Consider the following 24946-nt stretch of genomic DNA (forward strand, 5'->3'; position numbering starts at 1 on the left):
CACCCCTCGACTGCATCGGCCTGGGGCGGGCCGGAGTTTTGGGAGCTAAAATGGAGCTTTGGCCGAGTGGCCCACAGTTCGTCACGGCCATGGAGGGTCATGTTTAGCGCACTTGCAGATCGTATCCGGGGGCTTGCCTCACTTTTCTGGCGCGAAGTGGCAAAGTTCGGCGCCGTGGGCGGTGTGGCGTTCGTCATCGACAACGGCCTGACGTACTACCTCATGCACGGGCCGATGTCCGACAGCGAAGCAAAAGCCCGGTTCGTGGGCGCCACTGCGGCGACGGTCTTCTCCTGGATTGCCAACCGCTTCTGGACTTTCCGGCACCGGCGGCAGGCCAACATACTGCGCGAATTCCTCATGTTCGTGCTCATCAACGGCATTGGCATTGGAATTTCCACCGGTTTCACGGCGCTGGCCAAGTATGGCCTGGGGATCGACAACAAGAACCTGCTGTTCCTGGCCGGCGTGGCAGGCATCCTCGTGGCCACCGTGGTCCGCTTCTTCGCCTACCGCTTCCTCGTCTTCAACCAGGAACTGGACCAGGAACCGGAGTTCTCCCACGACCACGAACTCATCGAAGTGCACCCGCATAAGGAACATGCAGCCCGGACCCAGCCGGCCGATGACCGCGAGCCTTCGGCCGATGGACGGCCGCAGGCCTAAGACCGGAGCGTCCTGGTGCCCGGCGCTTAGGCGCCGTGGATCCGTTCGTCCGCCAGCAGCTTGTCAGTGAGTGCCACGTCCGGGTGCGTCAATACCAGCGAGCCTCCCTGGCTCCAAATACCCACGGCGTCCGACAGTACGGACTCGAGCCCCTGGCCTGCGGGGACGTGCAGCCGGGCCCCCTCTCCGTGGGGGCGCGCGAAGCCGCTGATGAGGTCGGCATGCAGGATCCTGCGGCCGTCATGTGTCACCACCGCGCACTGTGCCGGATCGGGGTCGCCGTGCGGCATGAACACATCCCCGTGGGAACGCACCTCGGCTGCGTAGTCAATGCAGCCTCGTGGAAGTTCCCCCGCCCACCGCATGGCGAGGGCGGGCAGCGCCACCGCCACGACGGCGTCGTACTCGTCCTCGACTTGCCCCGGTTCGTCCGTTGCCAGGAAGTCAGCGGGGCCGCCGTCGAGCACCAGCTCCAGTCCAAGCTGCCACCCGGCAAGCGCCCACACCATGGATTTCCAGTGGGCGGGAAGGCCCAGCCGGAGCCGCATTCCAGGTTCCGCATCGAGCTCGTCCTGCAGCAGGTTGCTGGTCTTCGCCGCCCAGTTGTCCAGCACGCGGCCTGACAGCTCGACGCGCTCGGCGTCGGGCCCGTACCAGGTAAGGCGCGGAGCGGTGGAATTGCCCGAGCGCAGCAGCGCTGTCAGTTCAGTGGCCGGGATAGTCGTCATGGCTCCATCCTGCCATTGGCACCGCAGCCCGTCACTGGTCCCCAGCCAAGGCCGCCACCCGGACGGGCGCCCGATGTGATTCTTATCACAAACGATGCTAAGCGTGCTTGCTATTTGTTGTGGAAGCGGGTATTTTCCCGCCAGTGGGCCCTTTTTCGGGGCCCATGTCCGGCGAATGCGGCGCTGGCGGCAGGGGCCGGGAGCTTGTCATAAAAAATGACGGGCGTGGCGTGCCCGATGTTCCCCGGCCGCACTGATTATTATCCCGGCGACGGCTTGACTCGCCCTAGTTACACACGTGTAATTAGGTAACTAAAGCAATTGCGTAAATACCGGCACACAAACCGAGTGTCCACGTATCCAGGCAGTGGCTGCAACATCAGGAGGGTCGCCATGGGGCAAGCAGAGCGTATCCAGGAAGATGCCGTCGTAGCCGGCCAGGCAACGGCGAAGTACCGCGCACGGGGGGTGCCCAGCGACTGGTATGTGGATCCCGCGGATCCTGATGCGGCCGAGCGCTACAACATGAACTCCGGCAGCGTCCTGGAAGACCAGGCCACCGCATTCCTGGCGGCCCACGAGGCCCTCTTGGAGGGCGGCGAAGATCTTGAGGACGACCTCGACCCGCCCATGGAACTGCCTGCCGCCGGGGTGGCCCAGCCGGTATGGATCGGACTGCCGCTCCAGCACGATTTCGACGACGAGGGCGAACTGGGCTGGCAAACAGATGCCCTGTGCGCCCAGACCGACCCGGAAGCATTCTTCCCGGAAAAAGGCGGCTCAACCCGCGACGCCAAGAAAGTATGCGGTGCGTGCAACGTCCGGTCGCAGTGCCTGGAGTACGCCCTGGCGAACGACGAGCGTTTCGGTATTTGGGGAGGCCTTTCCGAGCGTGAGCGCCGCCGGTTGAGGAAGCGGGCAATCTAATTCTTCAGGATGTTCACGTCACTGCCGTTGTGGTCGCCCACAACGGCAGTGCCTATCTGCCCAGAACCTTATCGGCCCTGGCACGCCAGACCCGGCCGGTGGACCGTGCCGTCGGTGTGGACACGGGGTCCACCGACGCCTCGCCAGGCCTGCTCGTGCAGGCCCTGGGTGAAGCCAGCGTCATCAGCCATCCCCGGGGCAGGGGCGGCATGGGGGCGGCCGTTGCCGCCGCCCTCGAAGCGCTGGCACCGGCCCGGGGGGCCGAAGATGACAGGACCGAATGGGTCTGGCTGCTCCATGACGATGCCGCCCCCGCGCCGGAAGCCCTCGCCGAACTCCTGGGCGCCGTCGAGCGGGCTCCGTCCGTCACCGTGGCCGGCTGCAAGCAGTTGGACTGGCACGCACCCCGGAAGCTGATCGACGTCGGGCTGTCAACGAGCCGCTGGGCCGAGCGGCTGACCCTCATCGACGCCGATGAGCTGGACCAGGGCCAGTACGACGGCCGCAGCGACACTTTCGCCGTCAACTCCGCCGGCATGCTGGTGCGCCGGGACATCTGGGAGCACCTTGGCGGCTTTGACCCCGCCCTGCCGGGCAGCGGAGACGACGTCGACTTCTGCTGGCGGAACCGCCTTGCCGGCCACCGCGTGGTAGTGGTTCCGGCCGCCCGGATGTTCCACGTTGCCCACCGCCCCCATGCCCTGGGAAACCCGGCAGCTGCCCGCAAGGCCCAGGTCCACCTGCGCCTGAAGCACAGTCCGCCCTGGATGGTCCCCGTCCATGCGGTCGGAGCCCTCCTGGGCAGCCTCTTCAAACTTGTCCTGAGCATCGTCGTCAAGGACCCGGGGCACGGCATTTCCCAGCTCCTCGCCACGTGCGCTGCCCTGGGGCGCCCCGGGGCGGTGGCCAGGGCGCGGCACGCGGCGCGAAGAACCCGGCGGATCCGCCGTTCAGTGATCCGCAAACTCCAGACCCCCCGCCGGGAAGTCTGGAGCCACCGCCGCTCCCTGATGGAGGCGCTCGGCTCGGATGGATCCGGAGCCGACGACCTCGTCCAGGACCCCCTGGCCCACCAGCCCACGGGCGACGCGGCGGACGATTTTGCATCGTTGGCGGTCAGCAAACGGGGCTGGGTCGGCAACGGCGCCCTGGCGGCCATCCTCATCGCGTCTGTCGCCTCGCTCCTGGCGCTGGCAGGGCTCTTCCGCGCCCCCGCGGTGACCGGCGGCGCCCTGATTCCCGTCTCGGCCACCCTCGGCGACATCTGGCACCATGCATCCGGCTGGTGGGCCTCCCTCGGAGCCGGGCTTCCCGGGCACGGTGACCCGTTCGACTACGTCCTGTGGATCATCGGCGTCCTCGGCGGGGGAGACGCCAACGCGGCCATGGCCTGGCTGCTCCTTCTGGGTGCCCCGCTCTCCGGGCTCACGGCCTGGTTCGCAGCCGGCGGCCTGACTGCCAGGCGCCGCCTTCGCCTCGTTGCTGCCCTCTTCTGGGCGGCGGCCCCGGCCCTGCAGGTCGCCCTCAACCAGGGACGGACAGGTGCCCTGGCTGCCCACATCATGATTCCGCTGGTGGTCCTCGGCCTGCTCCGCGCCACCGGCTCGGCAACAGGCCATGGACGCTCCCTGCCACCTGCCCACGGTGAGGAGCGTGCCGGAGACCAGTACGCCACCAAACCAGGAGTCAACGGCACGCCGTCCTGGACCGCCGCGGCAGCGGCGGGCCTGGCGCTGGCCGCCACCACGGCCGCTGCGCCCGCCCTGCTCGTCCCCGCCACAGTACTGGTCGTGCTCTGCGGCCTCCTGATGGGCCGGCGCGGGCGCACAGTCTGGTGGGCGCTGCTTCCCAGCGCCGCACTGTTCATTCCGTTCGGGCTCTCCGTGCTGGACCGGCCCCGGGCACTGCTGGCGGACCCCGGCCTGCCGTTGGCGTTCAACGCAGCCCCGCTGTGGCAGCAGATCCTGGGCCAGCCCCTGCAGTTCGACCCCGCGGGCGGCCTGCAGGGACTGCCGGCCTTTGCCGGCGGGAGCGTGCCGTGGGCCCTGCTGCTCGCCGTGCTGGTCGCTGCGCCAGTCCTGGCCCTTGCCGTCGTCGGGCTCTTTGTCCCGGGACGCCGGGCCGGTACCGCAAAGTGGTTCTGGATTGCCGCGGTCATTGCGCTGGCCTTCGGCTGGCTGGCCAGCCACGTCGCCACCGGCTTGAACGCGGACCTGCTGGTGACCCCCTTTACCGGGCCCGCCGTGTCCGCCGCCGCGTTCGCGCTCCTTGGGGCCGCACTCCTGGGCGCTGAGCAGTTGCTGGCCCGCGGGGATACCGCTGCCGCCCGCGGAACCCGGCCCCGGAGGGCGGTGCGGGCCGGTGCTGCCGTGGGCATGGCGGTACTCCTCGCCGGACCGCTCGCCGGGATGGCAGCCTGGTCCGCCCAGAACCTGCTGCGTCCAGCGGCCGTCCAGGCGGGATCCGCTGCGGGGGCCCGGGAGGACCAGCCGGCACCGGTCACCGCTGCCGGGGACGCCCTGGGCGCACCGCGGCTGGTGGAAGCCCGGACGGCGCGGACCCTTCCTGCCACGGCCATCGACCGTGGCACGGGCCCCGAGCAGACCCGCACACTCCTGATCAGCACCGGTGACGACGGCACGTTCTCCGCCTCGCTTGTCCGCGGGGCCGGGACCACGCTTGACAGCCTCTCGGCCGTGGCATCCGCCCGCAACATCCTCGGCGCCCCTGGGGCCGAAGAGGTGCGCACGGACGACGACGTCACTGCCGCCATCCGGCGGGTTGTCGCCACCCTGGTGGCCGGCCAGGGCGTGGACCCGCGTCAGGACCTCGAGCAGCTCGGAGCCGGATTCGTGGTGCTCCGCTCCGCCGACACCGCCGCCCAGCTCACCGCCAGCAGGATGGACGCCGTGCCCGGCTTGGTGGCAGTGGGGCAGACGGACGTTGGATGGCTCTGGCGCATCAGCCCGCTGAACCAGCCGGTGGTCCAGGCTGCCGACGTCGCCCACCGCGTACGGATCATCGATCCGCAGGGCGCCACCGTGGGGCAGCTCCCTTCGGGAAAGACCGACGTCGACACCGCTGTCCCGGCGGGGCCGGAAGGCCGCCTGGTGGTTCTTGCCGAGCGTGCCGACCCCGGCTGGAGCGCATGGCTGGATGGCAGGAAGCTGACCTCAACCACATCCGGCTGGGCGCAGGCATTCACCCTGCCCGCGTCAGGCGGCCAGCTCAAGGTCCGCTATGAAAACCCCTGGGCCTGGTGGGCTGCTGCTGCCCAGATCACCGTGATTGGTTTAACCGTCATCCTCGCCATCCCCATGCCCGCGCAGCGGCCGCGGACCGGCCTCTCGCGCGATGAAGGCTCCCTGCGTAAGGAACACCAGCATGCATGAGCACCCCCCGGCCCCGGCCCGCAAGCCGGATATCGCTGTAACGGAGCCTGTAGCGGATGCATCGGCGCCGGCCGGAGCCGGGAAAGGCCGGGACGGAAAAAGCGCCGGCAGCAGTGCCACAGCCACGTCCAAGGGCAGGGCCCGCACGGCCGCCGTCGCCGGGGCGGCGGCAGGGGCCATCATCCTCGCCGGCGGCACCGCCCTGGTGGTGGCCGGCTCGCTGCTGCCCCTGCCGGAGTCAAGCCGCAGCATTCCAGCGGCCGCCGCGGCTGTCCCCGCCGGAGCCAGCATTGGCGTCTGCCCCGGGCCGGCCAGGCTCCTGGAGGGCACCGACGCAGGCACCGACGCACAGTTCAGGCCGGAGTCGGCAACCGCTGCAACCACGGTGACCGCGGCCGTGCTGGGTGCCGGCGGTGTGCTGCCCGGCAGCCGGCTGGCACGCCTCGACGGCAGCGGGGCAGTGGAGATCACCAAGGATCCAGGCCCGGCACCTGCCACGGCCGCGCCGCAGGAACTCCTCGCCGGAGTGGCAGCGGACAAGTCCGCCGACCAGGTGCGGGTCCTCAGCGCAAATGCGGTGGCAAACCAGAACGCCTCCGCGGCCGCTGCCATGAAATACACCGCCGGCGACGGCGACCTCCAGGGCAGTGCCGCGGCGAGCTGCACCCAGCCCTCGAACGATCAGTGGCTCGCCGGGGCCAGCACCACCGTCGGACGCACATCCGTGCTGGCACTGACAAATGCTTCCAGTACTCCGGCCACCGTGAGCCTCGAGTTGTTCGGGCCAGGCGGAAAGATCCAGGCGCCCGGCAGCCGCGGCCTGCTGGTCGCCCCGGGCACCACCCGGTCCGTCGTCCTTGCCGGGCTGGCGGCAAACCAGTCCCAGCTCAGCGTGCATGTCCGCAGCACCGGCGGGCCCGTCGCCGCCTCCATCCAGCAAAGCGTCCTGCGGGGACTGACCCCCGGCGGCGTCGACTTCATCGCACCCGGGACCGCCCCCGCCATCCGGCAGGTGGTCACCGGCGTGGACATCCAGGACCCTGCCGGCGTCTCTGCCCTCACCGGACGCTCCGGATACGCGGACGCCGGGCCGTCCCTGCAGTTAACGGTCCCCGGGGCTTCGGACGCGGTGGTGCAAATCAAGCTGTACGGGCGGGACGGCCAGAAGGCACTGCCCTCCGGCGGCGTCATCACCGCCAAAGCCGGCGCGGTCACCGAGGTGTCGCTGGCCGGCGTCCCGGCCGGCCAGTACACCATTGCAGCCTCGTCCGACGTCTCTTTCATTGCCGCGGCCCGCATGAGCCGCGGGCTCGAGGCAGGGCAGCCCTCGGATGTTGCCTGGGCCGCCTCCGGCGTACGGCTGGGCAGCCAGCACGTCGTTCCTGTTCCCAAGGGCGGGGTGCGCCAACTGGTATTCGGCGCGCTGGACACCAGGGCCACCATTTCCTACGCCCCGATCACGGCCGACGGGAAAGTGCGGGCCGCTGCCACTGCCGACATCGCCGGCGGCACCACGGCTTCGATCGCGATACCCGGGCAGGTCGACGGGGCCGACGTCGTGGGCTATGTTGTCTCGGCCTCCGGGGACGCCGCCTATGGTGCTGTGCTGCTGGGCCAGGACGGGCGGAACGACGTCTCGGCACTGGCGTTCCTGCCGGCAGCCGCGGGGCAGGAATCAGTGCCCGTCAGCCTGGGGTTCTAGCGCCGCATGGCCGGTCTCGCCGCGGAACCTGGCACCTGCCTGCGTAAATAGCGGCCCGTGTCAGTAGCGGCGGCGGTAGACGGGGTCCAGGGTCTCCGGGGCGACCCCCAGCATCTCGGCCGTGTGCTCCACCACCACGTCGTGGACCAGGTCCTGGAGCTCCTCCGCGGAGGAGCACGCCTGCTCAACCACCCGCCGGTACACCGTGATCATGGGCCCTTCCCCTCCGGCTGCGGGGGTGTAGGAGCCCATCGGCACCTGGGTGGCGTTGGCAGCCAGTTCCTCAAGGTCGGGCGGAATTTCATCAACGCCGAAGCGTACGCCGTCGAGCGTTTTGCCCCAGATATCGTGCAACCGCTGGGCGGAATCCAGCACCATGTCGTCAAAGCGGTCAGACCGTGTCCGGTAACCGGGGTGGGTGGGCAGAACCACCTCGCCGCGAAGGCCGCGCCCGTGGCGGTTGCGGCGGCGCCGTACGAAGCTGCGTCCCGCGGGCTCCGCGCCCGGGGCAACAGGGGCATCCGGGTCAGCCAACCGGACCGAAAAACCTGATTCATGGTTCGATGACTGCATATATTGACTCTAAACCCGGGCGTGGCTTTACGCGATACATTGCCCCGGCGGGAAAGACGTGTCCGGGGGGCCGGCAATGCGCGGTTTCGCCGGCGCAACGGGGTAGTCTGGGATGTCGTGGGAGCTATCCGTCAGTGTTCAAGGTCTGCCTGCCGCCAGTCAGCGGTAGCCACCTTGACGTACGTCTATGCGGATTCCACCGCGGTCCTGGGCCCGCTGGCCACCTATGCCGAACCGCACTGCTACGACCTCTGCGAGCAGCACGCCGACTCGTTGACAGTTCCCCGCGGCTGGGAAGTCCTGCGCCTGGCGATGCCGTCAACGCCGCAGCAGCCCGGGCCGGACGACCTGCTGGCCCTCGCCAACGCGGTGCGCGACGCCGCTGCCCTGCCGCCGGAGGCGCAGCCGCCGGCGCAGCGCGGGCACCATGCCGCACTGGAAGCGCCGCCGGGGGCCGAAGGGGTCCGCCGCGGGCACCTGCGGGTCCTGCGGGAACCGTCCTAGGGCGCATCTGGCGGTACGCTGGAGGCTGCACATCTTTTCCGCTACCGGCGCGAGCGCGCCCGCCAGGGAGCATGAACAAATGCCAAAGATCAGCCCCGAGCTGTTGTCCGTCCTGCGTTGCCCCGTGACCGGTTCCCCCTTGGTCCAGGAAGGCGAAGAACTCGTCGCCACCGCGGCCGGGCAGGACGGCGTGAAGAACCGCTACGCCATCGAGGACGGGATCCCCCTGCTGCTGCCGCCGGAACTGTTGGCCGCGGCAGCGTCCGCCGGCTCGGACCAGCACGATTCGGACGCCGCGGCGCGCTAGTTCCGCCCGTACGACTTTCAGAACCCAGCAGCACGGGAACCGGACGGAACCCGGACACAGCAAAGGACCACCCATGACGTTTGACTACAAGGTTGCCGACATCTCCCTGGCTGAAGCAGGACGGCACCAGATCCGCCTGGCCGAGCACGAGATGCCCGGGCTGATGTCCCTGCGCGAGGAATTCGGACCCACCCAGCCACTCAAGGGCGCCCGGATCGCAGGCTCGCTGCACATGACGGTTCAGACGGCGGTCCTGATCGAGACCCTCACCGCGCTGGGCGCCGAGGTCCGCTGGGCTTCCTGCAACATCTTCTCCACCCAGGATGAGGCCGCCGCGGCCGTCGTCGTGGGCACCGGCACCGTTGAGGACCCGCAAGGCGTCCCGGTCTTCGCCTGGAAGGGCGAAACCCTTGAGGAATACTGGTGGACCGCCGAGCAGATCCTCACCTGGCCGGGCGCGGAGTCAAACCCTGAGCTGGGCCCCAACATGATCCTTGACGACGGCGGCGACGCCACGATGCTGGTCCACAAGGGCGTCGAGTTCGAGGCACTGGGCGCCGTTCCGTCCGCGGCGGAGGAGGACTCCGAGGAATACGGCATCTTCCTGGAGGTATTGCGGCGCTCCATCGCCGCCGACCCGCAAAAGTGGACCCGCACGGCCGCCACCATCAAGGGCGTCAGTGAGGAAACCACTACCGGCGTGCACCGCCTCTACCAGCTCGCGGACCAGGGCAAGCTGCTCTTCCCGGCAATCAACGTCAACGACTCCGTCACGAAGAGCAAGTTCGACAACAAGTACGGCATCCGGCACTCCCTGCCCGACGGCATCAACCGGGCCACCGACGTGCTCATGGGCGGCAAGGTCGCCGTCGTCTGCGGCTACGGCGACGTCGGCAAGGGCGCTGCCGAGGCGCTCCGCGGCCAGGGCTCACGCGTGATCGTCACGGAGATCGACCCGATCTGCGCCCTGCAGGCTGCAATGGACGGCTACCAGGTGGCCAAGCTGGAGTCTGTCCTGGCGCAGGGGGACATCTTCATCACCACCACCGGCAACAAGGACGTCATCATGGCCGAGCACATGGCGGGCATGAAGAACAAGGCCATCGTGGGCAACATCGGGCACTTCGACAACGAAATCGACATCGCCGGGCTGGCCCGCATCCCCGGCGTCAAGAAGGTGGAAATCAAGCCGCAGGTCCACGAGTGGGTCTTCGATGAAGGCACCGGTGCAGAGCGTTCCATCATCGTCCTGTCCGAGGGCCGCCTGCTGAACCTGGGCAACGCCACGGGGCATCCGTCCTTCGTCATGAGCAACTCCTTCGCGAACCAGACCATCGCGCAGATCGAGCTGTGGACCAAGAAGGACCAGCAGGAATACGCCAACGAGGTCTACGTCCTGCCCAAGGTCCTGGATGAGAAGGTTGCCCGACTGCACCTGGACGCCCTGGGAGTGGAGCTCACCGAACTGACGAAGGACCAGGCGGAATACCTGGACATCGACGTCGCCGGCCCGTACAAGCCGGAACACTACCGTTACTGAGATGTAAGGGCCCGGGCGCCGCAACGCGTCCGGGCCGTTATTTTTTGCGCCTAGGATCGAAAACATGGAGCCTGATGTGAAGCCCCGGCGCCGGGGGACAGTGAAGAAAATCCTTGCCGTGGCTGCCGTCTGCGTGCTGGCCGCCGTCGGAGGGGTCTTCGCCGCCGTCGCACCGGGACTTGCCGGCGGGCTCCTGGAATCGGAGGCCGGCTCGGCGCTGCGCACCTCGCCCGGCATCGCTTCGCCCGTGGTCCCCCCGGTGACCCTTGACGCGGCGCCGGCCAACGGTGCCAAGCAAGTGAACCCCGCCGCTCCTGTCTCCCTGAAGGTGGGCAACGGCACCATCGAGCGGGTCACCCTGACCAGCACCGCCGGAAAGATCATCGAGGGCAGCATCGACTCCAACCGCACGGCATGGACCGCGTCCGGGCCCCTGGAGTTCAATACCGACTACAGCTACACGTACGTGGTCAAGGACGCTGCGGGACGCGAAACGAGCACCACCCAGTCCTTCAACACCGTCTCCAGCTCGCACGAAGCCGACGCCGCCATCTACCCGCTGAACGGCATGAAGGTGGGCGTCGGCCAGCCCCTGCAGATCATCTTCAGCGAGCCGGTGGTCAACCGCGACGCGGTGGAAAAGGCCATCACCATCACCACCACCGCGGGGCAAAAGGGCGCCTTCCACTGGTACAGCGACACCATGGTCCGGTACCGCCCGGAAAACTTCTGGACAGCAAACTCCACGATCACCATGGACATGCAGCTCTTCGGCGTTGACCTGGGCAACGGCCAGATTGCCAACTTCAACAAGAAGGTCAACGTCTCCATCGGTGACAAGAAGGTGGCCGTCGCCGATGCCACTGCCCACACGTTCACGCTCAGCATCAACGACCAGCCGGTCAAGACCCTGCCCGTGAGCATGGGGGACAAGCGCTTCCCCTCGGCCAAGGGCTACGCGGTGCTGATGGAGAAGAACCGGTATGACCACTTCCGGGCATCGAGCATCGGGCTGAAGCCCGACGATCCGGCCTACTACGGTGAAGCCGACGTCGAATACACCATCCGCCTGACCCTCAGCGGCGCCTACATCCACCAGGCACTGGAGTCCGCCTACCCCTACATCGGAAACACCAACGTCTCCCACGGCTGCATCGGCTTCCTGCCCGACGGCGCAGCGTGGGTATTCGACAACATGGGCACCGGGGACGTGGTGCAGATCATCAACACCGAGGGCGACTACGCCGCCCACACCGACGGCTACGGGGACTGGAACATCCCCTGGAACGAGTACGACAACTAGCTCACCCGCCGAACGGCAGCTTCTGCAGCCGCTCGCCCACCACGGCGTTCCGGTGGCGGGACCTGGCCAGCCTGCTGAGTTCCCTGGCCCTGCGCTCAGCGACCACCGCGGCCAGGTAATCCTCCGGCCCGGTCCCCGGCGGCGGGGCGGGGGCCACGTGCGCGGACAGTTCCGCCGCGACGGACGCAGCCATCGCGGTCCGGGACCCCGGGGCCATGCGGACCGCCGAGCGGATGAACTGTGCGGCCCGGCGCGCCGTGACGTCGGGAATCCTCCCGATGTCCGCCGTCGAGGCCCAGGACTGCAGGTGTGGCGGAACGAAGACCGGCGCTGCCGGCTCCACCGGAACCCGGGCGCGCACGGAGTAGGTCCCGGCCAGCAGGTCGCCGACCCGCCTGGACTTGTCGTTGAAGAGAGCGGCGGCCAGTGCCAGTCCGCCGAACGACAGGTAGATTTCCAGGAAACCGGTCAGCCCGCGGATCAGGGCGTGCCGGAACCGGATGGCGCCGCCGTCTTCGCGCACCACCCGCAAGCCGGTGGCAAGCTTCCCCAGGGACCGGCCCCTGGTCAGGGCCTCCGTCGCCACGGGAACCACGACCAGGCACAATACGACGGCGGAAAGCACCAGGGCGCGCCCGGCGGCGTCATCGAGGTCCCGGCCGGCCGCCGACAAACCGAGCAGGGCAGCGACGAGCAGGACTGCGTGGAAAACCACGTCAACGGCCAGGCCCAGGGCCCGGGCAGCAAAGGACGCGGGCCTCAGTTCCAGGACCACGGCCTCACCGGTGACTATCAGGCTCACGCTGCGGTCCCTGTTCTACGTGGCTGGGTGCGGACGGTCACAGTCTAATGCGGGGACGCTAGGCTGGGGCCGTGGATATGGACGCCTTCTCCGCCGTCAACGCGGACAAGTGGTCGCGCCTGCACGGCCTGGCCGCCAAACGCAGGCTGACCGGCGGCGAAGCCGATGAGTTGCTGGCGCTGTACCAGGCCGCGTCCGGCCACCTGTCCCTGATCCGTTCCGTGGCTCCCGAAAGCACGCTGTCCGCCTCGCTGTCTGCCACCCTCGCCCTGGCCAGGACCCGTTTCACCGGGGCCCGGTCCAACGCCATGGCGGACCTTGCACGGTTCTTCCTGGTGGCCCTGCCCGCGGCGTTGTACCGGCTGACGTGGCTGACCCTGGCATGCGGTACCGCGTTTGCCATCATCGCCGCTGCCTACGCCGCCTGGCTGGGGACATCCCCGGACGCACTCCGCGCCGTCGCCTCCGAGGCCGAAGCGGCACGGTACGTGAATGAGGACTTCATCGACTACTACTCGGAAAACCCCGCGGCCTCCTTTGCCGGCGCCGTGTGGACCAACAACGCCTGGATCAGCGCGCAGGCGGTGGCACTGGGAATCACCGGGGCCTGGGTGCCGATGATCCTGTTCAGCAATGCCCAAGGCGTGGGAATCGCGGCCGGCATTTTCGCTGCGGCAGGCAAGTCGGACGTCTTCTTCACCTACATCCTGCCGCATGGCCTGATGGAGCTCACCGCCGTCTTCACCGCCTGCGCCGCAGGTTTACGTATCTTCTGGGCAATGGTGTCGCCCGGGCGTCAAACCAGGCGCCGCGCGGTGGCCGGTGAAGGGCGGTCGCTGATCACGGTGGCCCTGGGACTGGTCCTGGTGCTGTTCGTCTCGGGGCTGGTGGAAGGGTTCGTCACGCCCAGCCCGCTGCCGGCCTGGGCGCGCATCGGGATCGGCGCGTCGGTGCTTACCGCGTATTGGATGTACGTCCTGGTGTGGGGACGGCGTGCATACCTCGCCGGGGAACGCGGGGATCTTCGGCCCGAGGATTCCGGGTACACGGAAATCGCTGCCTGAATCGTTGTAATCCAGCCGGGGTGGTTCCTCGCCGTGCCGAAGTCCCGGACGGTAGGCTCGTCAACAGAATGAATCGCGCCGGCGTACTGGGTCCGGCGCGGAACCCAACGGAAGTGACGCTGCTGTGAACGACGAAACACCGGCCCGCGCCAAAAGCGCTGCGCCGCAGCCGGAACCTTTCCTGGACACGTCCGGGGACTCCGACGAGCCCGCGTTTTCCTGGCTGAAGCCCGCCGGCGGGGAAGACTCCGGTGCCCAGGACGACGGGGACGCCGCCGCCATCCACAAGGCAGCCCAGCCCGAAAGCAGGGCGGACCGCAAGGCCGCCGAAGCCGCCGTCGAACCTTCTGTTCCCTCCCACCGCGCCGCGCATTCCGACGACCCGGCGGAGGGCAAGTCCGGTTCCTCCGAGTTCCGGGAGTCCCTGCCTACGTCGGCGCTGCACGTCCGCCCTCCCGAGGAGGAGGTGGAACGCCGCAACGCCGAGCGTGAGAGCGCAGCCAACGCCCGGCCCGTGGCGCCGCGCGTCATGCAGGTCCTGCTGGCCATCGCCTACCCGTTCATCCTCCTGATCCTGGCCGTCCGCGCGGTCACCAGCCCGCTCTTCCTGTGGGTGGAGTACAACCGTCCCGGGTTCCCGGGTGACGGCTACGGGTTCAGCACCGACGACAGGATGACCTACGGCTCCTACGCCGTGGACTACCTCAGCAACTGGGCCGGCCCGCGCTACCTCGGTGATTTGGTGCACCGCGGCGGCGACAAACTGTTCAAGGACGGCGAAGTCAGCCACATGGCGGACGTGAAGGCGGTCATCCTTTCGTCATTCGGCGCAGGGACCCTCCTGCTCCTCCTCGCCCTCGTGGCCATCCTCTACCTGCGCAGGCGGAGCACCGGCGGGATCCGGCGCGGACTGTTTGCGGGCTCGGTCATCACGCTGGTGCTGATCCTTGGCCTCGGCACGCTGGCGGCCCTGGGCTGGCAGCAGTTCTTCACCGAATTCCACCGGATCTTCTTCGCCGACGGGTCATGGACCTTCAGCCTGGATGACACACTGATCAGGCTGTTCCCGGGCCAGTTCTGGATCGATGCGGGAATTGGCATTGCCGGCCTGGCGCTGCTGACGGCGTTGGTGACCCTGGTGCTCACCTGGCCCACCCGCCGGCGCCGCGGCGTGGCGCCGCAGGAGCGCCCCGCCGAAGAGGCGTAGCAGCTCAGCCGTACAGCCTGGCGATCTCCGCCTCAAAGTCCTGTACGACGACGGCCCGCTTCAGTTTCAAGGACGGCGTCAGGTGCCCGGATTCCACGCTGAAGTCCGCGTCCAGGAGCGCGAACGTCCGCACCGATTCGGCCTTGGATACCAGCTGGTTCGCGTGGTCGACGGCCTCCTGCACGGCGGCACGGACCTGTGGGTCCGTGACGGCTTCCCGAAGGGGGAGCGGAGGCAGGCCGCGTTCCGAGCGCCAGTTGGCGACGCCTTCCGGATCCAGGGTGAGCAGGGCTGACACGAACGGCCTGCCGTCGCCCACGACGACGGCGTGTCCCACCAGCTGGTGGGCGCGGATCCGTTCCTCCAGTGGCCCGGGCGCCACATTCTTGCCGCCGGCGGTCACCAGCAGGTCCTTCTTCCGCCCCGTGACGGTCAGGAACCCGTCCGCGTCCAGGACACCGAAGTCGCCGGTGCGGAAGAAACCGTCCACGAAGGCTTCAGCGTTGGCTGCGGGGTTGGCGTGGTAGCCCTTGAAGACTCCGATGCCCTTCACCAGGATCTCGCCGTCCTCCGCCACGCGGATGGTGGTTCCGGGAATGGGGATGCCCACCGTGCCCACCTTGGTGCGGGACGGCGTATTGGCCGTGCATGGCGCCGTGGTTTCGGTCAGTCCGTACCCTTCCAGGACGGGGATGCCCACGCCTCGGAAAAAGTGGGCGTCGTCCAAGGCCAGGGGGCTGGCGCCGGACACGGTGTAGCCCACCTCGCCGCCGAGGGCCTGGCGGAGCCGCGGGTACAGCAGCCGGTCGTAGACTGCATGCCGCACCCGGCACATCAGCCCGGGGCCGGGTCCCTTGCCCCGGCTCTGCCTGTCCTGCTCCCGAGAGTAGTCGATGGCGGCGGCGGAGGCGGCCGCGAAAAGGCGCCCCCTGCCCGCCAGGGCTGCCTTGTGCGCCGCCGTTGCCCGGACCTTTTCGAAAATCCGCGGAACCACCAGCAGGAACGTGGGCCGGAATGACCCCAGATCCTCCAGCAGTTGCGCCGCGCCGGGGGTGTGCGCCAAGGTTGCTCCGGCAGTGAGGCACACCACCTGGACCGCCCGGGCCAGAACGTGGGCCAAGGGCAGGAACATCAACGTACGGGCGTTATCGTGCTGCAGGATTTCCGGCAGGAAGGCAACGATGTTCTTCGCCACCAGGGCAAAGTTGCCGTGCGTGATCTCGCACCCCTTGGGCCTGCCGGTGGTCCCGGACGTGTACACCAGGGACGCGGTGTCATCCAGCCCGGCACGGCTCCGGTGCCGCTCAAGCTCCGCGTCGCTGACCCCGGCGCCAGCAGCGGCGAGGCTGGCAAGGTCCGGTGCTTCGCCGTCGTAATCCATCCGCACCACGTTGACCAGGCGGTCGCGGAGGGCGGCGGACTCCGCCACCACGCTGTTGACCAGGTGGACGGTGGCGCGGTCGCCGGCGAAAACGCGGCGCACTCCGGCGTCCTGGATGATCCATTCAACCTGGCCCGGGGAGGAGGTTTCATAGATGGGCACCGTGACGCCGCCGGCGAACCAAATGGCAAAGTCCACCAACGTCCACTCGTAAGAGGTCCGTGACATCACCGCCACGGTGTCCCCGGGCTCCAGGCCTCCGGCGATCAGCCCCTTAGCCAGGGCGCTGACGTCCTGCAGGAATTTCTGCGCGGACACATCCACCCATCCGTTGGGACCCTTCCGCCGGTAGAGGGCGTGGGCGGGGTTGGCGGCGTGCTGCTCCAGCAGCAGGTCAGTCACGTTGCTGTCGGCGTCAAGCTCAACCAGCAGTTCCGTGCTTGCTTCTCTCACAGCAGGTCTCCGTTTCCGCTGCCACGCCGCGGCAGCGGCTCCTCAGGGGGTCTCATGCAATCCTGCCCTAGATCCAGGACGGCATCCACATCCGGACTTTCCAGTCCACGTAGGGGATGACCTCCCCGGTCCAGACCGGGTAGAAGAACGCCGACAGCAGGACGGCCGCGGCCAGGAACAGGGCCACCAGGTACAGGCCGGAGCGCCGCCGCCACGGCGGATCCGCCGCCCGCCCCAGGACCAGGCCCAGGCAGTAGACCAATGCCAGGACCAGGAAGGGCTCAAAGGAGACCGCGTAGAAGTAGAACATGGTCCGCTCGGGGTACATGAACCACGGCAGGTAGCCCGCGGCCACCCCTGCCAGGACCGCACCCGCCCGCCAGTCCCGGCGCCCGGCCCACCAAAAAATCACAACCACCAGCGCGATGGCCGCCGGCCACCAGACCAGCGGGTTCCCCACAGACAGGATCGCGGACGTGCATTTCTCCACGCTGCAGCCCGGGGTCCCCTGCGGCGGGGATTCATAGAAGAACGACGTCGGCCGGCCCATGACCAGCCAGCTCCAGGCACTGGCCTGGTACGGGTGTTCGGAGCTCAGGCCCTGGTGGAACTTGTACGCTTCCAGGTGGTAGTGGATGAGTGAACGGACGGAATTGGGGAGCCAGCCCCACTCAGCGGAGGGGTTGCTGTCCGCCCAGTGGCGGAAGTAGGCATTGCCGGACAGGAACCAGCCCGTCCAGGTGGCAGCGTAGACAATGCCGGCAACGGGGACCATGCTTGCGAAGGCCGGCAGTCCGTCGCGGATGACGCCGCCGCTGATCCAGCCGCGGATGCCGGCCACGCGCCGGGCATTGAGGTCCCAGAGCACGGTCAGGATCCCGAAGCCGGCGAGGAAGAAGAGCCCGGACCACTTGGTGCCCACCGCCAGCCCCATGCAGACTCCCGCAACGACCCGCCACCAGCGGATGCCCAGCCACGGCCCGGCCAGCAGCATGCGGGCCGTCGGCTGACCGCCGTTCGAAGCGGCAGCCTGCGCGAGCCGGCGGGCCAGGCGGCGGCGTCCGTCGTCCCGGTCCAACAGCAGGGCGCCGAATGCGGCGAGGACCCAGAACGTCAGGAAGACGTCAAGCAGCGCGGTACGTGACATCACCAGGTGGTGGCCGTCGACGGCGAGGAGCAGACCTGCGGCGCCGGCCAGGGGGAGGGAACGGAACAGCTTCAGGGCAATCAGGGACACCAACAGCACTGTCAGTGTTCCCGTGAGCGCGGCGGCGAAACGCCAGCCGAAGGGATTGTCCGGCCCGAACAGCCACATTCCGGCCGCGATCATCCACTTGCCCACCGGCGGGTGGACCACGTATTCGGGCGTATCCAGCAGGACCGTGGGATCCCCGGCGTTGAAGGAATCGTTGGCCTTGTCCGGCCAGCTGCGTTCGTACCCGCTGATCAGATATGAGTAGGCGTCCTTGACGTAATAGGTTTCGTCGAACACGAGTTTGTGCGGGACTTCCAGCCGGACGAACCGGAGCAGGCCCGCGGCGACTGCTGTCAGGACCGGAACCAGGACGTACCAGAGGCGCAGTGACAGGGGATAGTCCCGCCAGGCAGGCCCCTCGCCCAGGAGCCATGCCTGCAGGGCCTGGACGGTAAACGCCCCGGCGGGCCGGCTGATCCAGGGGCGGCTCTTTGCTGTGGAAGGTCGGGCCGCGGGTGCCCCTGGTCCTGTGGGGGAGGCTGCCGGGGTGGGTTCACCGGCCCCGGCCGGCCGCGTCGAGGTCTGGGTCACGAGCCCCATGCTACCTTTTGCGGCTGGAAGGCCCGGCAGCAGTAGGCTGGGTGGGTGGACCCGAACCCCAGCCCCCTTCCTGCCCCCGCGCCGTCGACGGCGGGACGCATCGTGCTTGCCGCCACACCAATCGGGAACACCGGTGATGCCTCCGCCCGCCTGGTCGAGCTGCTCGGCACGGCCGACATCGTGGCCGCCGAGGACACCCGCCGCCTCCACCGGCTGGTCCAGAGCCTGGGCGTGACCGTGCCGGGCCGCGTCATCAGCTACCACGAACACAACGAGGCCTCCCGGACGGCTGACCTCCTGGAGCAGGTCCGCAACGGCAGCACCCTGGTCATGGTGACCGACGCCGGCATGCCGTCGGTATCGGACCCCGGCTTCCGGCTGGTGGAGGGCGCCATCGCGGCGGGCCTCCCCGTCACCGCGGTTCCCGGCCCCTCGGCCGTCCTCACTGCGCTGGCGTTGTCGGGCCTGCCCACGGACCGGTTCTGCTTCGAGGGTTTCCTTCCCCGCAAAGCCGGTGAACGCGCCTCGCGCCTGTCCGACCTTGCGGGGGAGCGCCGCACCATGGTGTTCTTCGAGGCACCGCACCGGCTCGAGGCCATGCTGCGTGCCCTGCGTGAGCGGTTCGGCGCCGAGCGCCCCGTCGCCGTGTGCCGGGAACTGACCAAGACCTACGAGGAAGTCATCCGCGGCACCGTCGGTGAGCTGCTGCACTGGGCGGAAAGCACGGAAGTCCGCGGCGAGATCGCGGTGGTCCTGGGCGGGGCGCCGGAGCAGGCGGCCGGGAAGCCCGAGGACCACGTGGCCGCCGTCAACGAGCTGGTGGCCCAGGGCATCCGGCTCAAGGAGGCCGTGGCTGCCGTGGCCGATGACGTGCGGGTCAGCAAGCGGGAACTGTACTCGGCGGTCCTTGCCGCCCGCTGACGGTCCCCGCAAGCCGCCGCCGGGCGCTGTGCAACTGCACAGCGCGGCGGCGTTTTGGCAGTGCGCAACGGCGTAGACCCGGGACGGACCCGGCAGTAGTCTGGCTGTTAATCAGCCCAATGAGCCCGGTCACTCCGGCCCGGCGAAGGGCTGCCACAACCCTACTGACGAGGGAGTCATCGTGACTGTCACCGCACAGCCTGCCGTTAGCGCCGATCGCGAAAGCCGGCTTCTGGCCTCCGTTCCCACCGGGCTGCTCATCAATGGCGAGTGGCGCGACGCCGCTTCCGGCAAGACGTTCGACGTCGAGGATCCCGCCACCGGGAAGGTGCTGCTGAGCATCGCCGACGCCGGGCCCGAGGATGGAGCCGCGGCACTGGATGCCGCCGTGGCCGCCCAGGAGTCCTGGGCGAAGGTGCCCCCGCGCGAACGCGGGGAGATCCTGCGCCGGGCATTTGACCTGGTGACCGAGCGGGCCGACGACTTCGCCCTGCTGATGACCATGGAAATGGGCAAGCCGCTGGCCGAGGCCCGCGGTGAGGTCACCTACGGTGCCGAGTTCCTGCGCTGGTTCTCCGAAGAAGCCGTCCGCGCGTTCGGCCGCTACTCGGTGGCCCCGGACGGCAAGTCCCGCCTGCTGGTGACCAAGAAGCCGGTGGGCCCCTGCCTGCTGATCACGCCGTGGAACTTCCCGCTGGCCATGGCCACCCGGAAGATTGCCCCTGCCGTCGCCGCCGGCTGCACCATGGTGCTGAAGTCCGCGAACCTGACCCCGCTGACGTCGCAGCTCTTCGCCGCCGTCATGCTGGAGGCGGGCCTGCCCGCCGGCGTCCTGAACGTCATCCCCACCTCCACTGCCGGCGCCACCACCGGGCCACTGATCAAGGACGCAAGGCTTCGGAAGCTGTCCTTCACCGGCTCCACCGAGGTGGGCCGCCGCCTGCTCTCCGACGCGTCGGAGACAGTGCTGCGGACCTCGATGGAACTTGGCGGCAACGCCCCGTTCGTGGTCTTCGAGGACGCCGACCTGGACGCCGCCGTCGCCGGTGCCATGCTGGCGAAGCTGCGGAACATGGGCGAGGCGTGCACCGCGGCCAACCGCTTCATCGTGCACGAATCGGTCGCAGCGGAGTTCGCGGAGAAGTTCGCGGCGAAGATGAAGGACATGACCACCGCCCGCGGAACCGAGCCCGAATCCAAGGTGGGCCCGCTGATCGACGCCAAGAGCCGGGACAAGGTCCACGAACTGGTCTCCGACGCCGTTGCCTCGGGTGCGAAGGCCGTCCTGGGCGGCGGACCGGTGGAAGGTCCGGGGTACTTCTACCAGCCCACGATCCTCTCCGGCGTCACCGAGGGCACCCGGATCCTGTCAGAGGAGATCTTCGGCCCCGTCGCGCCGATCATCACCTTCAGCACCGAGGACGAAGCGGTGCGGCTGGCCAACAACACCGAGTACGGTCTGGTGGCCTACGTCTTCACCCAGGACCTGAACCGCGGCATCCGCATGGGCGAACGCCTCGAAACCGGCATGCTGGGCCTGAACGCCGGCGTCATCTCCAACGCGGCCGCACCCTTCGGCGGCGTCAAGCAGTCCGGACTGGGCCGCGAAGGCGGGCTCGAGGGCATCGAGGAGTACCTTTACACCCAGTACATCGGCGTCGCCGACCCCTACGCCGGCTGACCGGAGCCGCAAGGAAAAGGGCGCTGCCCGCCGGAATGATCCCGGCCGGCAGCGCCCTTCCCGTCCCCGGCGGCGCCCTGCCAAAGAATGCCGGCAGCCGTCATCCAGTGGTCTTCCGGGGCCAGCGGTGCGCCGCGGCCCGGACCGCCTTCAGGACGGTCCTGCCCGCAGCCCGGAACGGCAGGCCCAGGAGGCGGGCCAGGCGCGCCATGACTGACGGGGGCAGCCACGCCGCGCGCAGCCGCCGGGACAGCGGGGTGTTCCCGCGGAGCGCCGCATCAAGGGCCGCGAGGCCGGGTCCGGCGTCCGGCATGGGCGCTGTGGGCGGAAGGGCCCCGGCGCTGCGGCCATCAGCGTCCGGCCGGCCGTACCTGTACCGTTCGAAACCAGCCGTGAGCATCACGACGGCCTGGTGCGCAGGTTCATCCATCCCGCCCGGTTCGCCCAGCAGCGACCGGCGGAAGCGCGCGGCGTAGGCCCTGGGTGTTTCACTGGCCCCGGGCGGCAGGCCGTAGTCCGTCCCGAGGTCGAGGAGTTCGTTCCACGCCAGCGGGAGGGCGTCCTCCTGGCGTTTCGGCCGCAGCCGCCGTGCCCGGAGGCCCGTGCGGACCAGGTGGGGTGCGGCGGCCAGCAGGACCGCTCCGACCACTGCGGCTGTGCCCAGCAGCCAGGGCACCAGCGCGGCGGCACTGTCCGGGCCGTTGCCCGCCCCGGGCACCGGCAGCGGGGCGGCGCTGGCACTCGGGCTCGGAGCCGGGGCCGCGTCAGGCACCAGGCCGTCGTTGTTGCCAAGGGCGTCCGGCACGGAAGAGGCGGAGGCCTCGGTAGCGTAGTCGGGCACCACGCCGCGCGAGGGGGTGGGCTCGAAGGGCACCCAGCCCAGTCCCTGGAAGTACAGCTCAGGCCACGCATGCGCGTCCCGGGCATCTGCCTCATACTCGGGAAGCATGCCCTGGCCTGCCACCGACACCGTGGCCCCGGTCAGCCTGCCGGGCGCATAGCCCACCGCGATCCTGCTGGGGATCCCCTCCAGCCGCGCCATGACGGCCATGGCGGACGCGTAGTGGATGCAGTAGCCGCTCTTTTGCTGCAGGAAGTCCGCCAGGACCGAAAGCCCGTTGCCGTCATAGCCGCCCTGCACCGGGGACTGCAGCGAATAGGTAAACTCCGCCGACCGCAGGTACTTCTGGATGGCGATGGCCTTGGCGTACGGGGTGGCCGCGGAACCTGCTGCGGCCCTTGCAGTGCTCCTCACAATGTCCGGGACATTGCCCGGGATCCGGGTGAAATCATCCGGGATACCGCGGGCAGGGCCTGAGGACTGCGCCAGCAGTGCCGCCGTAAGCCTGGGCACGGCGGACGTGACAACGTACTCCTGCCGCCGCGTTGTTGTCTCTGTTCCCTTGATCGAGAGGGTGGCGGGGTCCCACGTCCACTGCCCGCTCAGGCCGCGGATCGTTTCCGGCGCGTAGGGGGCCGGGAGGTAGGGGCTGCTGAAGGACCCGGTGTCGATGGCGGTCACCTGCCGCACCTGCACATCCGCCAGCACGGCGTAGCCCGGGTCTATCCGGCCGGCCAGCGGCAGCCGGGACCCGGCGCGGTCGTCCGGTCCCCACGAGTCGCCGTCGAAATTGTCCACCGTGACCGAGCGCAGGTAGAGCGGCGACGCCGAACTGGTGGCGTAGGTGATCCGGCCGCTGCCGTCCGGCGTCCGGAGGCTGTTGCCCAGCGTGATCATCGGGTTCAGGCCGGTTGACCCGCCCCACGGATTGAGCCGTGAGCCCTGCGGGAAAGTGCCGCGGTCGAAGCCGGGGATTGCCAGCGGCAGGACCAACGTGGCAACCAGCGCCACGGCGCCGGTCAGGGCCGCCCGGCGCAGCATGCCCGGGCTGCGGGCGGAGTTGGCCTGAATCCTGCCGTCGGGCGCAAACCACTGGCTGCAGGCGAGAACCATCAGGTACCCGGCCACGGTGACGGCAAAACTCCACGCACCCACGCTCTGGGGCTTGATCATCGCCGGCACCACCAGCAGCGCCAGCAGCCCGGCCCCGGAGGCTGCCGGCATACCCAGTGGTACGGCGAGTGCGTCCACGAGGATCACGGCCAGGCCCAGCACGGCGCAGATCACCATGACGATGCCCACATTGGGCGCCACCGGAGCGGTCTCTCCCAGCACGGTCTCGCTGGCGCGCCGGATCAGGCGGTCCAGGTCACGGAAGCTCGCACCGCTGGGGAGGATCCACAGGATGCTTGAACTGCGGAAGAACGTCAGTGTCAGGACGGCGCCCAGGGCAAGGAATCCTCCCGCGGTGACCAGCAACGGCTGGGCCCGCAGGGAACGGAGGGCGGCCAGGGTGAAACTGACCGCCGCCACGGTGGTCAGGACGGCCCAGTACCAGTTCCAGCCGCGCAGGACGCCGTTGAGGGACAGGGCGGCCCCGCAGACACCCACCGCGATGGACGCGGCCATGGCCCAGGGGTAGGCGCCCACCCGCTGGCGGCCACCGCGCCCCGTGGCGGTCTGCGCCGTGCCCTGTCCGGCGCCCTGCTGCCTGGTTGGTGCAACGGTCATGACGGCATTCCCGCCCCGCGCCGCACGTCCGCTGCCGGCGCCACCGGCAGGGCCAGGTCCTGGTCGAACTGGGTCCAGGCGGCAGCGACGCTGACGTGCGGGGCCACCGCCGCGGCCCGCCAGCCGCCCTGCCGCAGCACTTCAAGGACGTCCTCGAAATCCCCGGGCTTTTCAGCGACCACCAGCGCAAAGGCGTTGGTGCCGTACGCGGCGGCCGGGGCGAGGGCGAGGGCTTCCTCGGCGGTGAGCCGTCCCAGTACCGCGATCAGGGGCCCGCGCATCCGGTGCGCTGACAGCTTGTCCATGAGCTGGTCGTCAAACGCGGGCGGCGCGGAGTCCTGGCTGATGTGGCTCCGGTAGCCCGGGGTGCCGTCCCGCCGCGGATGGTGCGTCCCGGAGAGCTGGATGGCCGCGAGGCTTTCGGCTATCGACTGCAGGCCGGCCGCCCCGGCGAATTCCTCGGCCGTGGGGGCGGGCGAGGAGGGGGAGTGCAGGAACGCCGGCTGCCCGCCGGTGTCCAGCAGCCGCAAAACGTAGTTGCGCTCGGCCAGGTGCGCGCTGATTGACATGGCGGCAACCACAGTCCATTCGAAGGTCCTGCTGCTGGCCAGCGCATGGCCCTCAGGACTGGCGAGCCCGGGTACCGCCGTGCCGGGGCCGCCGGAAAATGCTCCGAACCGATGGTCAAGGATGATCGTTGCCTCGGGCGTGGTGACCGATTCCTCCTGCCTCACCATCAGTTCCCCGTGCCTGGCGGTGGCGGCCCAATGCACCCGGCGCATCGGGTCGCCGTGCCGGTATTCACGCGTCATGACATCGTCGTCGCTGGGGTTGGCCCGGATGCGGGTAGCCGTCACGCCGTCATTGCCCCGTGCGCCGGCCAGCCCGGTCATGGGAAGCACGACGGCGGCCGGCGTCACGGTGAGGATGTCGCCGTCGTCTATGGCCTGGCGGTGCAGGGACAACCCGAAGGGGTCGGTGAACTCGGCCGTGACCGGCCCGATCCGGAACTGGCCGCGCTGGCTGGACCTGAGCTGGTATTCGTAGCGGCTGGTGCCGCCGGCAGCGGACCTGGAGGGGAACCGGAAAGCCGGCGTTTCACCGAAACGCGCGGGCAGGCGTTCCTCCATGGTGACCAGCCCGCTGCCCGGACCGCTGCGTGCCACGGCCAGGCTGACGGTGGTGGGGGCGGACGTCTCCACAGGGGATGGGTTGAACTCCCGGTAGACCCGGAAGCGGGGCTTGACCAGGCGGATGCCGGCCAGCGAGACCAGCGGCAGCACGAGCAACAGGACCGCAAGCGTCAGCAGGTCCCGGCGCCCCATGACCTGGGCCGCCGCCAGCGCGGCGGCTCCCGCCGCGAGCATGCCCCACCCGCGCCTGGTGAACAGGTGCCGGGGGAGTCTGTCCAGCAGGGCCATGGTGCGC

The 24946-nt window shown here is 69.2% G+C and carries 19 protein-coding genes; 12 read left to right on the plus strand and 7 right to left on the minus strand.

Translation table 11 applies throughout. The annotated features are described in order from the left end of the window. Positions 1-99 precede the first annotated feature (99 nt). Entirely contained in the window at positions 100-666 is a 567-nt protein-coding gene (locus ACYSM9_RS00460) for a GtrA family protein (protein ID WP_461855013.1), read from the plus strand. A 26-nt stretch (positions 667-692) separates the two neighbouring features. On the opposite strand, the gene ACYSM9_RS00465 is transcribed toward ACYSM9_RS00460, so the two are convergent. Continuing rightward, positions 693-1394, minus strand: a complete 702-nt coding sequence (locus ACYSM9_RS00465) for a TIGR03089 family protein (protein WP_461855014.1) — start codon at positions 1392-1394, stop codon at positions 693-695. A gap of 393 nt (positions 1395-1787) precedes the next feature. On the opposite strand from ACYSM9_RS00465, the gene ACYSM9_RS00470 reads away from it, so the two are divergent. The 3 genes from ACYSM9_RS00470 to ACYSM9_RS00480 are packed head-to-tail and all read left to right on the plus strand — an operon-like array spanning position 1788 to position 7415. Further along, the gene (locus tag ACYSM9_RS00470; RefSeq protein WP_461855015.1) at positions 1788-2321 is read left to right on the plus strand and encodes a WhiB family transcriptional regulator; all 534 of its coding nucleotides are present in this window, start codon (positions 1788-1790) and stop codon (positions 2319-2321) included. A 29-nt stretch (positions 2322-2350) separates the two neighbouring features. Next, a complete protein-coding gene (locus tag ACYSM9_RS00475; protein ID WP_461855016.1) occupies positions 2351-5713 on the plus strand; it encodes a glycosyltransferase family 2 protein in 3363 nt (1120 codons plus the stop codon). Next, positions 5706-7415, plus strand: coding sequence for a DUF5719 family protein (locus ACYSM9_RS00480; protein WP_461855017.1), 1710 nt, complete (start codon positions 5706-5708; stop codon positions 7413-7415). Before ACYSM9_RS00475 ends, ACYSM9_RS00480 begins: the two co-directional genes overlap by 8 nt. A 60-nt stretch (positions 7416-7475) precedes the next feature. On the opposite strand, the gene ACYSM9_RS00485 is transcribed toward ACYSM9_RS00480, so the two are convergent. Then, entirely contained in the window at positions 7476-7988 is a 513-nt protein-coding gene (locus tag ACYSM9_RS00485) for a metallopeptidase family protein (RefSeq protein WP_461855018.1), read from the minus strand. Between the two features lie 117 nt (positions 7989-8105). Here ACYSM9_RS00485 and ACYSM9_RS00490 point away from each other — a divergent pair, with 117 nt between their 5' ends. From ACYSM9_RS00490 to ACYSM9_RS00505, 4 genes are all read left to right on the plus strand, one after another. Beyond that, positions 8106-8492: a DUF3499 domain-containing protein gene (locus tag ACYSM9_RS00490; RefSeq protein WP_461855019.1), complete on the plus strand. Its 387-nt coding sequence runs from the start codon at positions 8106-8108 to the stop codon at positions 8490-8492. 79 nt (positions 8493-8571) lie between these two features. Further along, the gene (locus ACYSM9_RS00495) at positions 8572-8799 is read left to right on the plus strand and encodes a Trm112 family protein (protein WP_461855020.1); all 228 of its coding nucleotides are present in this window, start codon (positions 8572-8574) and stop codon (positions 8797-8799) included. Positions 8800-8872: 73 nt separating this feature from the next. Beyond that, positions 8873-10339: an adenosylhomocysteinase gene (ahcY, locus tag ACYSM9_RS00500; RefSeq protein ID WP_461855021.1), complete on the plus strand. Its 1467-nt coding sequence runs from the start codon at positions 8873-8875 to the stop codon at positions 10337-10339. A 64-nt stretch (positions 10340-10403) separates the two neighbouring features. Further along, positions 10404-11642 carry a L,D-transpeptidase gene (locus tag ACYSM9_RS00505; protein WP_461855022.1) on the plus strand — a complete coding sequence of 413 codons (1239 nt, stop codon included), beginning with the start codon at positions 10404-10406 and terminating at the stop codon, positions 11640-11642. Between the two features lies 1 nt (position 11643). On the opposite strand, the gene ACYSM9_RS00510 is transcribed toward ACYSM9_RS00505, so the two are convergent. Next, positions 11644-12444 (minus strand): RDD family protein, encoded by an 801-nt coding sequence (locus ACYSM9_RS00510; RefSeq protein WP_461855023.1) that lies wholly within the window; start codon positions 12442-12444, stop codon positions 11644-11646. Positions 12445-12515: 71 nt separating this feature from the next. Between ACYSM9_RS00510 and ACYSM9_RS00515 the strand changes: the two genes are divergently transcribed. Continuing rightward, positions 12516-13508, plus strand: a complete 993-nt coding sequence (locus tag ACYSM9_RS00515; protein WP_461855024.1) for a stage II sporulation protein M — start codon at positions 12516-12518, stop codon at positions 13506-13508. A gap of 124 nt (positions 13509-13632) precedes the next feature. Further along, a complete protein-coding gene (locus tag ACYSM9_RS00520; RefSeq protein ID WP_461855025.1) occupies positions 13633-14715 on the plus strand; it encodes a TIGR01906 family membrane protein in 1083 nt (360 codons plus the stop codon). A gap of 4 nt (positions 14716-14719) precedes the next feature. On the opposite strand, the gene ACYSM9_RS00525 is transcribed toward ACYSM9_RS00520, so the two are convergent. After that, positions 14720-16549 (minus strand): AMP-dependent synthetase/ligase, encoded by a 1830-nt coding sequence (locus tag ACYSM9_RS00525; RefSeq protein WP_461855026.1) that lies wholly within the window; start codon positions 16547-16549, stop codon positions 14720-14722. A gap of 67 nt (positions 16550-16616) precedes the next feature. Beyond that, positions 16617-18344 (minus strand): dolichyl-phosphate-mannose--protein mannosyltransferase, encoded by a 1728-nt coding sequence (locus ACYSM9_RS00530; protein WP_461855027.1) that lies wholly within the window; start codon positions 18342-18344, stop codon positions 16617-16619. A gap of 45 nt (positions 18345-18389) precedes the next feature. Here ACYSM9_RS00530 and rsmI point away from each other — a divergent pair, with 45 nt between their 5' ends. Both rsmI and ACYSM9_RS00540 read left to right on the plus strand, forming a co-directional pair. Continuing rightward, positions 18390-19265, plus strand: a complete 876-nt coding sequence (gene rsmI, locus ACYSM9_RS00535; RefSeq protein WP_461855028.1) for a 16S rRNA (cytidine(1402)-2'-O)-methyltransferase — start codon at positions 18390-18392, stop codon at positions 19263-19265. A gap of 181 nt (positions 19266-19446) precedes the next feature. After that, on the plus strand, positions 19447-20946 hold the full coding sequence (locus tag ACYSM9_RS00540) for an NAD-dependent succinate-semialdehyde dehydrogenase (protein WP_461855029.1): 1500 nt from the start codon (positions 19447-19449) through the stop codon (positions 20944-20946). Between the two features lie 100 nt (positions 20947-21046). Here ACYSM9_RS00540 and ACYSM9_RS00545 read toward each other — a convergent pair whose 3' ends face one another. Further along, entirely contained in the window at positions 21047-23518 is a 2472-nt protein-coding gene (locus tag ACYSM9_RS00545; protein ID WP_461855030.1) for a DUF3488 and transglutaminase-like domain-containing protein, read from the minus strand. Beyond that, positions 23515-24939: a DUF58 domain-containing protein gene (locus tag ACYSM9_RS00550; protein WP_461855031.1), complete on the minus strand. Its 1425-nt coding sequence runs from the start codon at positions 24937-24939 to the stop codon at positions 23515-23517. The genes ACYSM9_RS00545 and ACYSM9_RS00550 overlap by 4 nt, the downstream gene beginning before the upstream one ends. Positions 24940-24946 lie beyond the last annotated feature (7 nt).

The sequence above is a fragment of the Arthrobacter sp. C152 genome, from assembly GCF_054890965.1.

Coding starts and splice junctions, on each gene's coding strand:
- ACYSM9_RS00460 (WP_461855013.1), top strand. CDS start 100: ATGTTTAGCGCACTTGCAGATCGTATCCGGGGGCTTGCCTCACTTTTC.
- ACYSM9_RS00465 (WP_461855014.1), bottom strand. CDS start 1,394: ATGACGACTATCCCGGCCACTGAACTGACAGCGCTGCTGCGCTCGGGC.
- ACYSM9_RS00470 (WP_461855015.1), top strand. CDS start 1,788: ATGGGGCAAGCAGAGCGTATCCAGGAAGATGCCGTCGTAGCCGGCCAG.
- ACYSM9_RS00480 (WP_461855017.1), top strand. CDS start 5,706: ATGCATGAGCACCCCCCGGCCCCGGCCCGCAAGCCGGATATCGCTGTA.
- ACYSM9_RS00485 (WP_461855018.1), bottom strand. CDS start 7,988: ATGCAGTCATCGAACCATGAATCAGGTTTTTCGGTCCGGTTGGCTGAC.
- ACYSM9_RS00495 (WP_461855020.1), top strand. CDS start 8,572: ATGCCAAAGATCAGCCCCGAGCTGTTGTCCGTCCTGCGTTGCCCCGTG.
- ahcY (WP_461855021.1), top strand. CDS start 8,873: ATGACGTTTGACTACAAGGTTGCCGACATCTCCCTGGCTGAAGCAGGA.
- ACYSM9_RS00505 (WP_461855022.1), top strand. CDS start 10,404: ATGGAGCCTGATGTGAAGCCCCGGCGCCGGGGGACAGTGAAGAAAATC.
- ACYSM9_RS00530 (WP_461855027.1), bottom strand. CDS start 18,344: ATGGGGCTCGTGACCCAGACCTCGACGCGGCCGGCCGGGGCCGGTGAA.
- ACYSM9_RS00545 (WP_461855030.1), bottom strand. CDS start 23,518: ATGACCGTTGCACCAACCAGGCAGCAGGGCGCCGGACAGGGCACGGCG.
- ACYSM9_RS00550 (WP_461855031.1), bottom strand. CDS start 24,939: ATGGCCCTGCTGGACAGACTCCCCCGGCACCTGTTCACCAGGCGCGGG.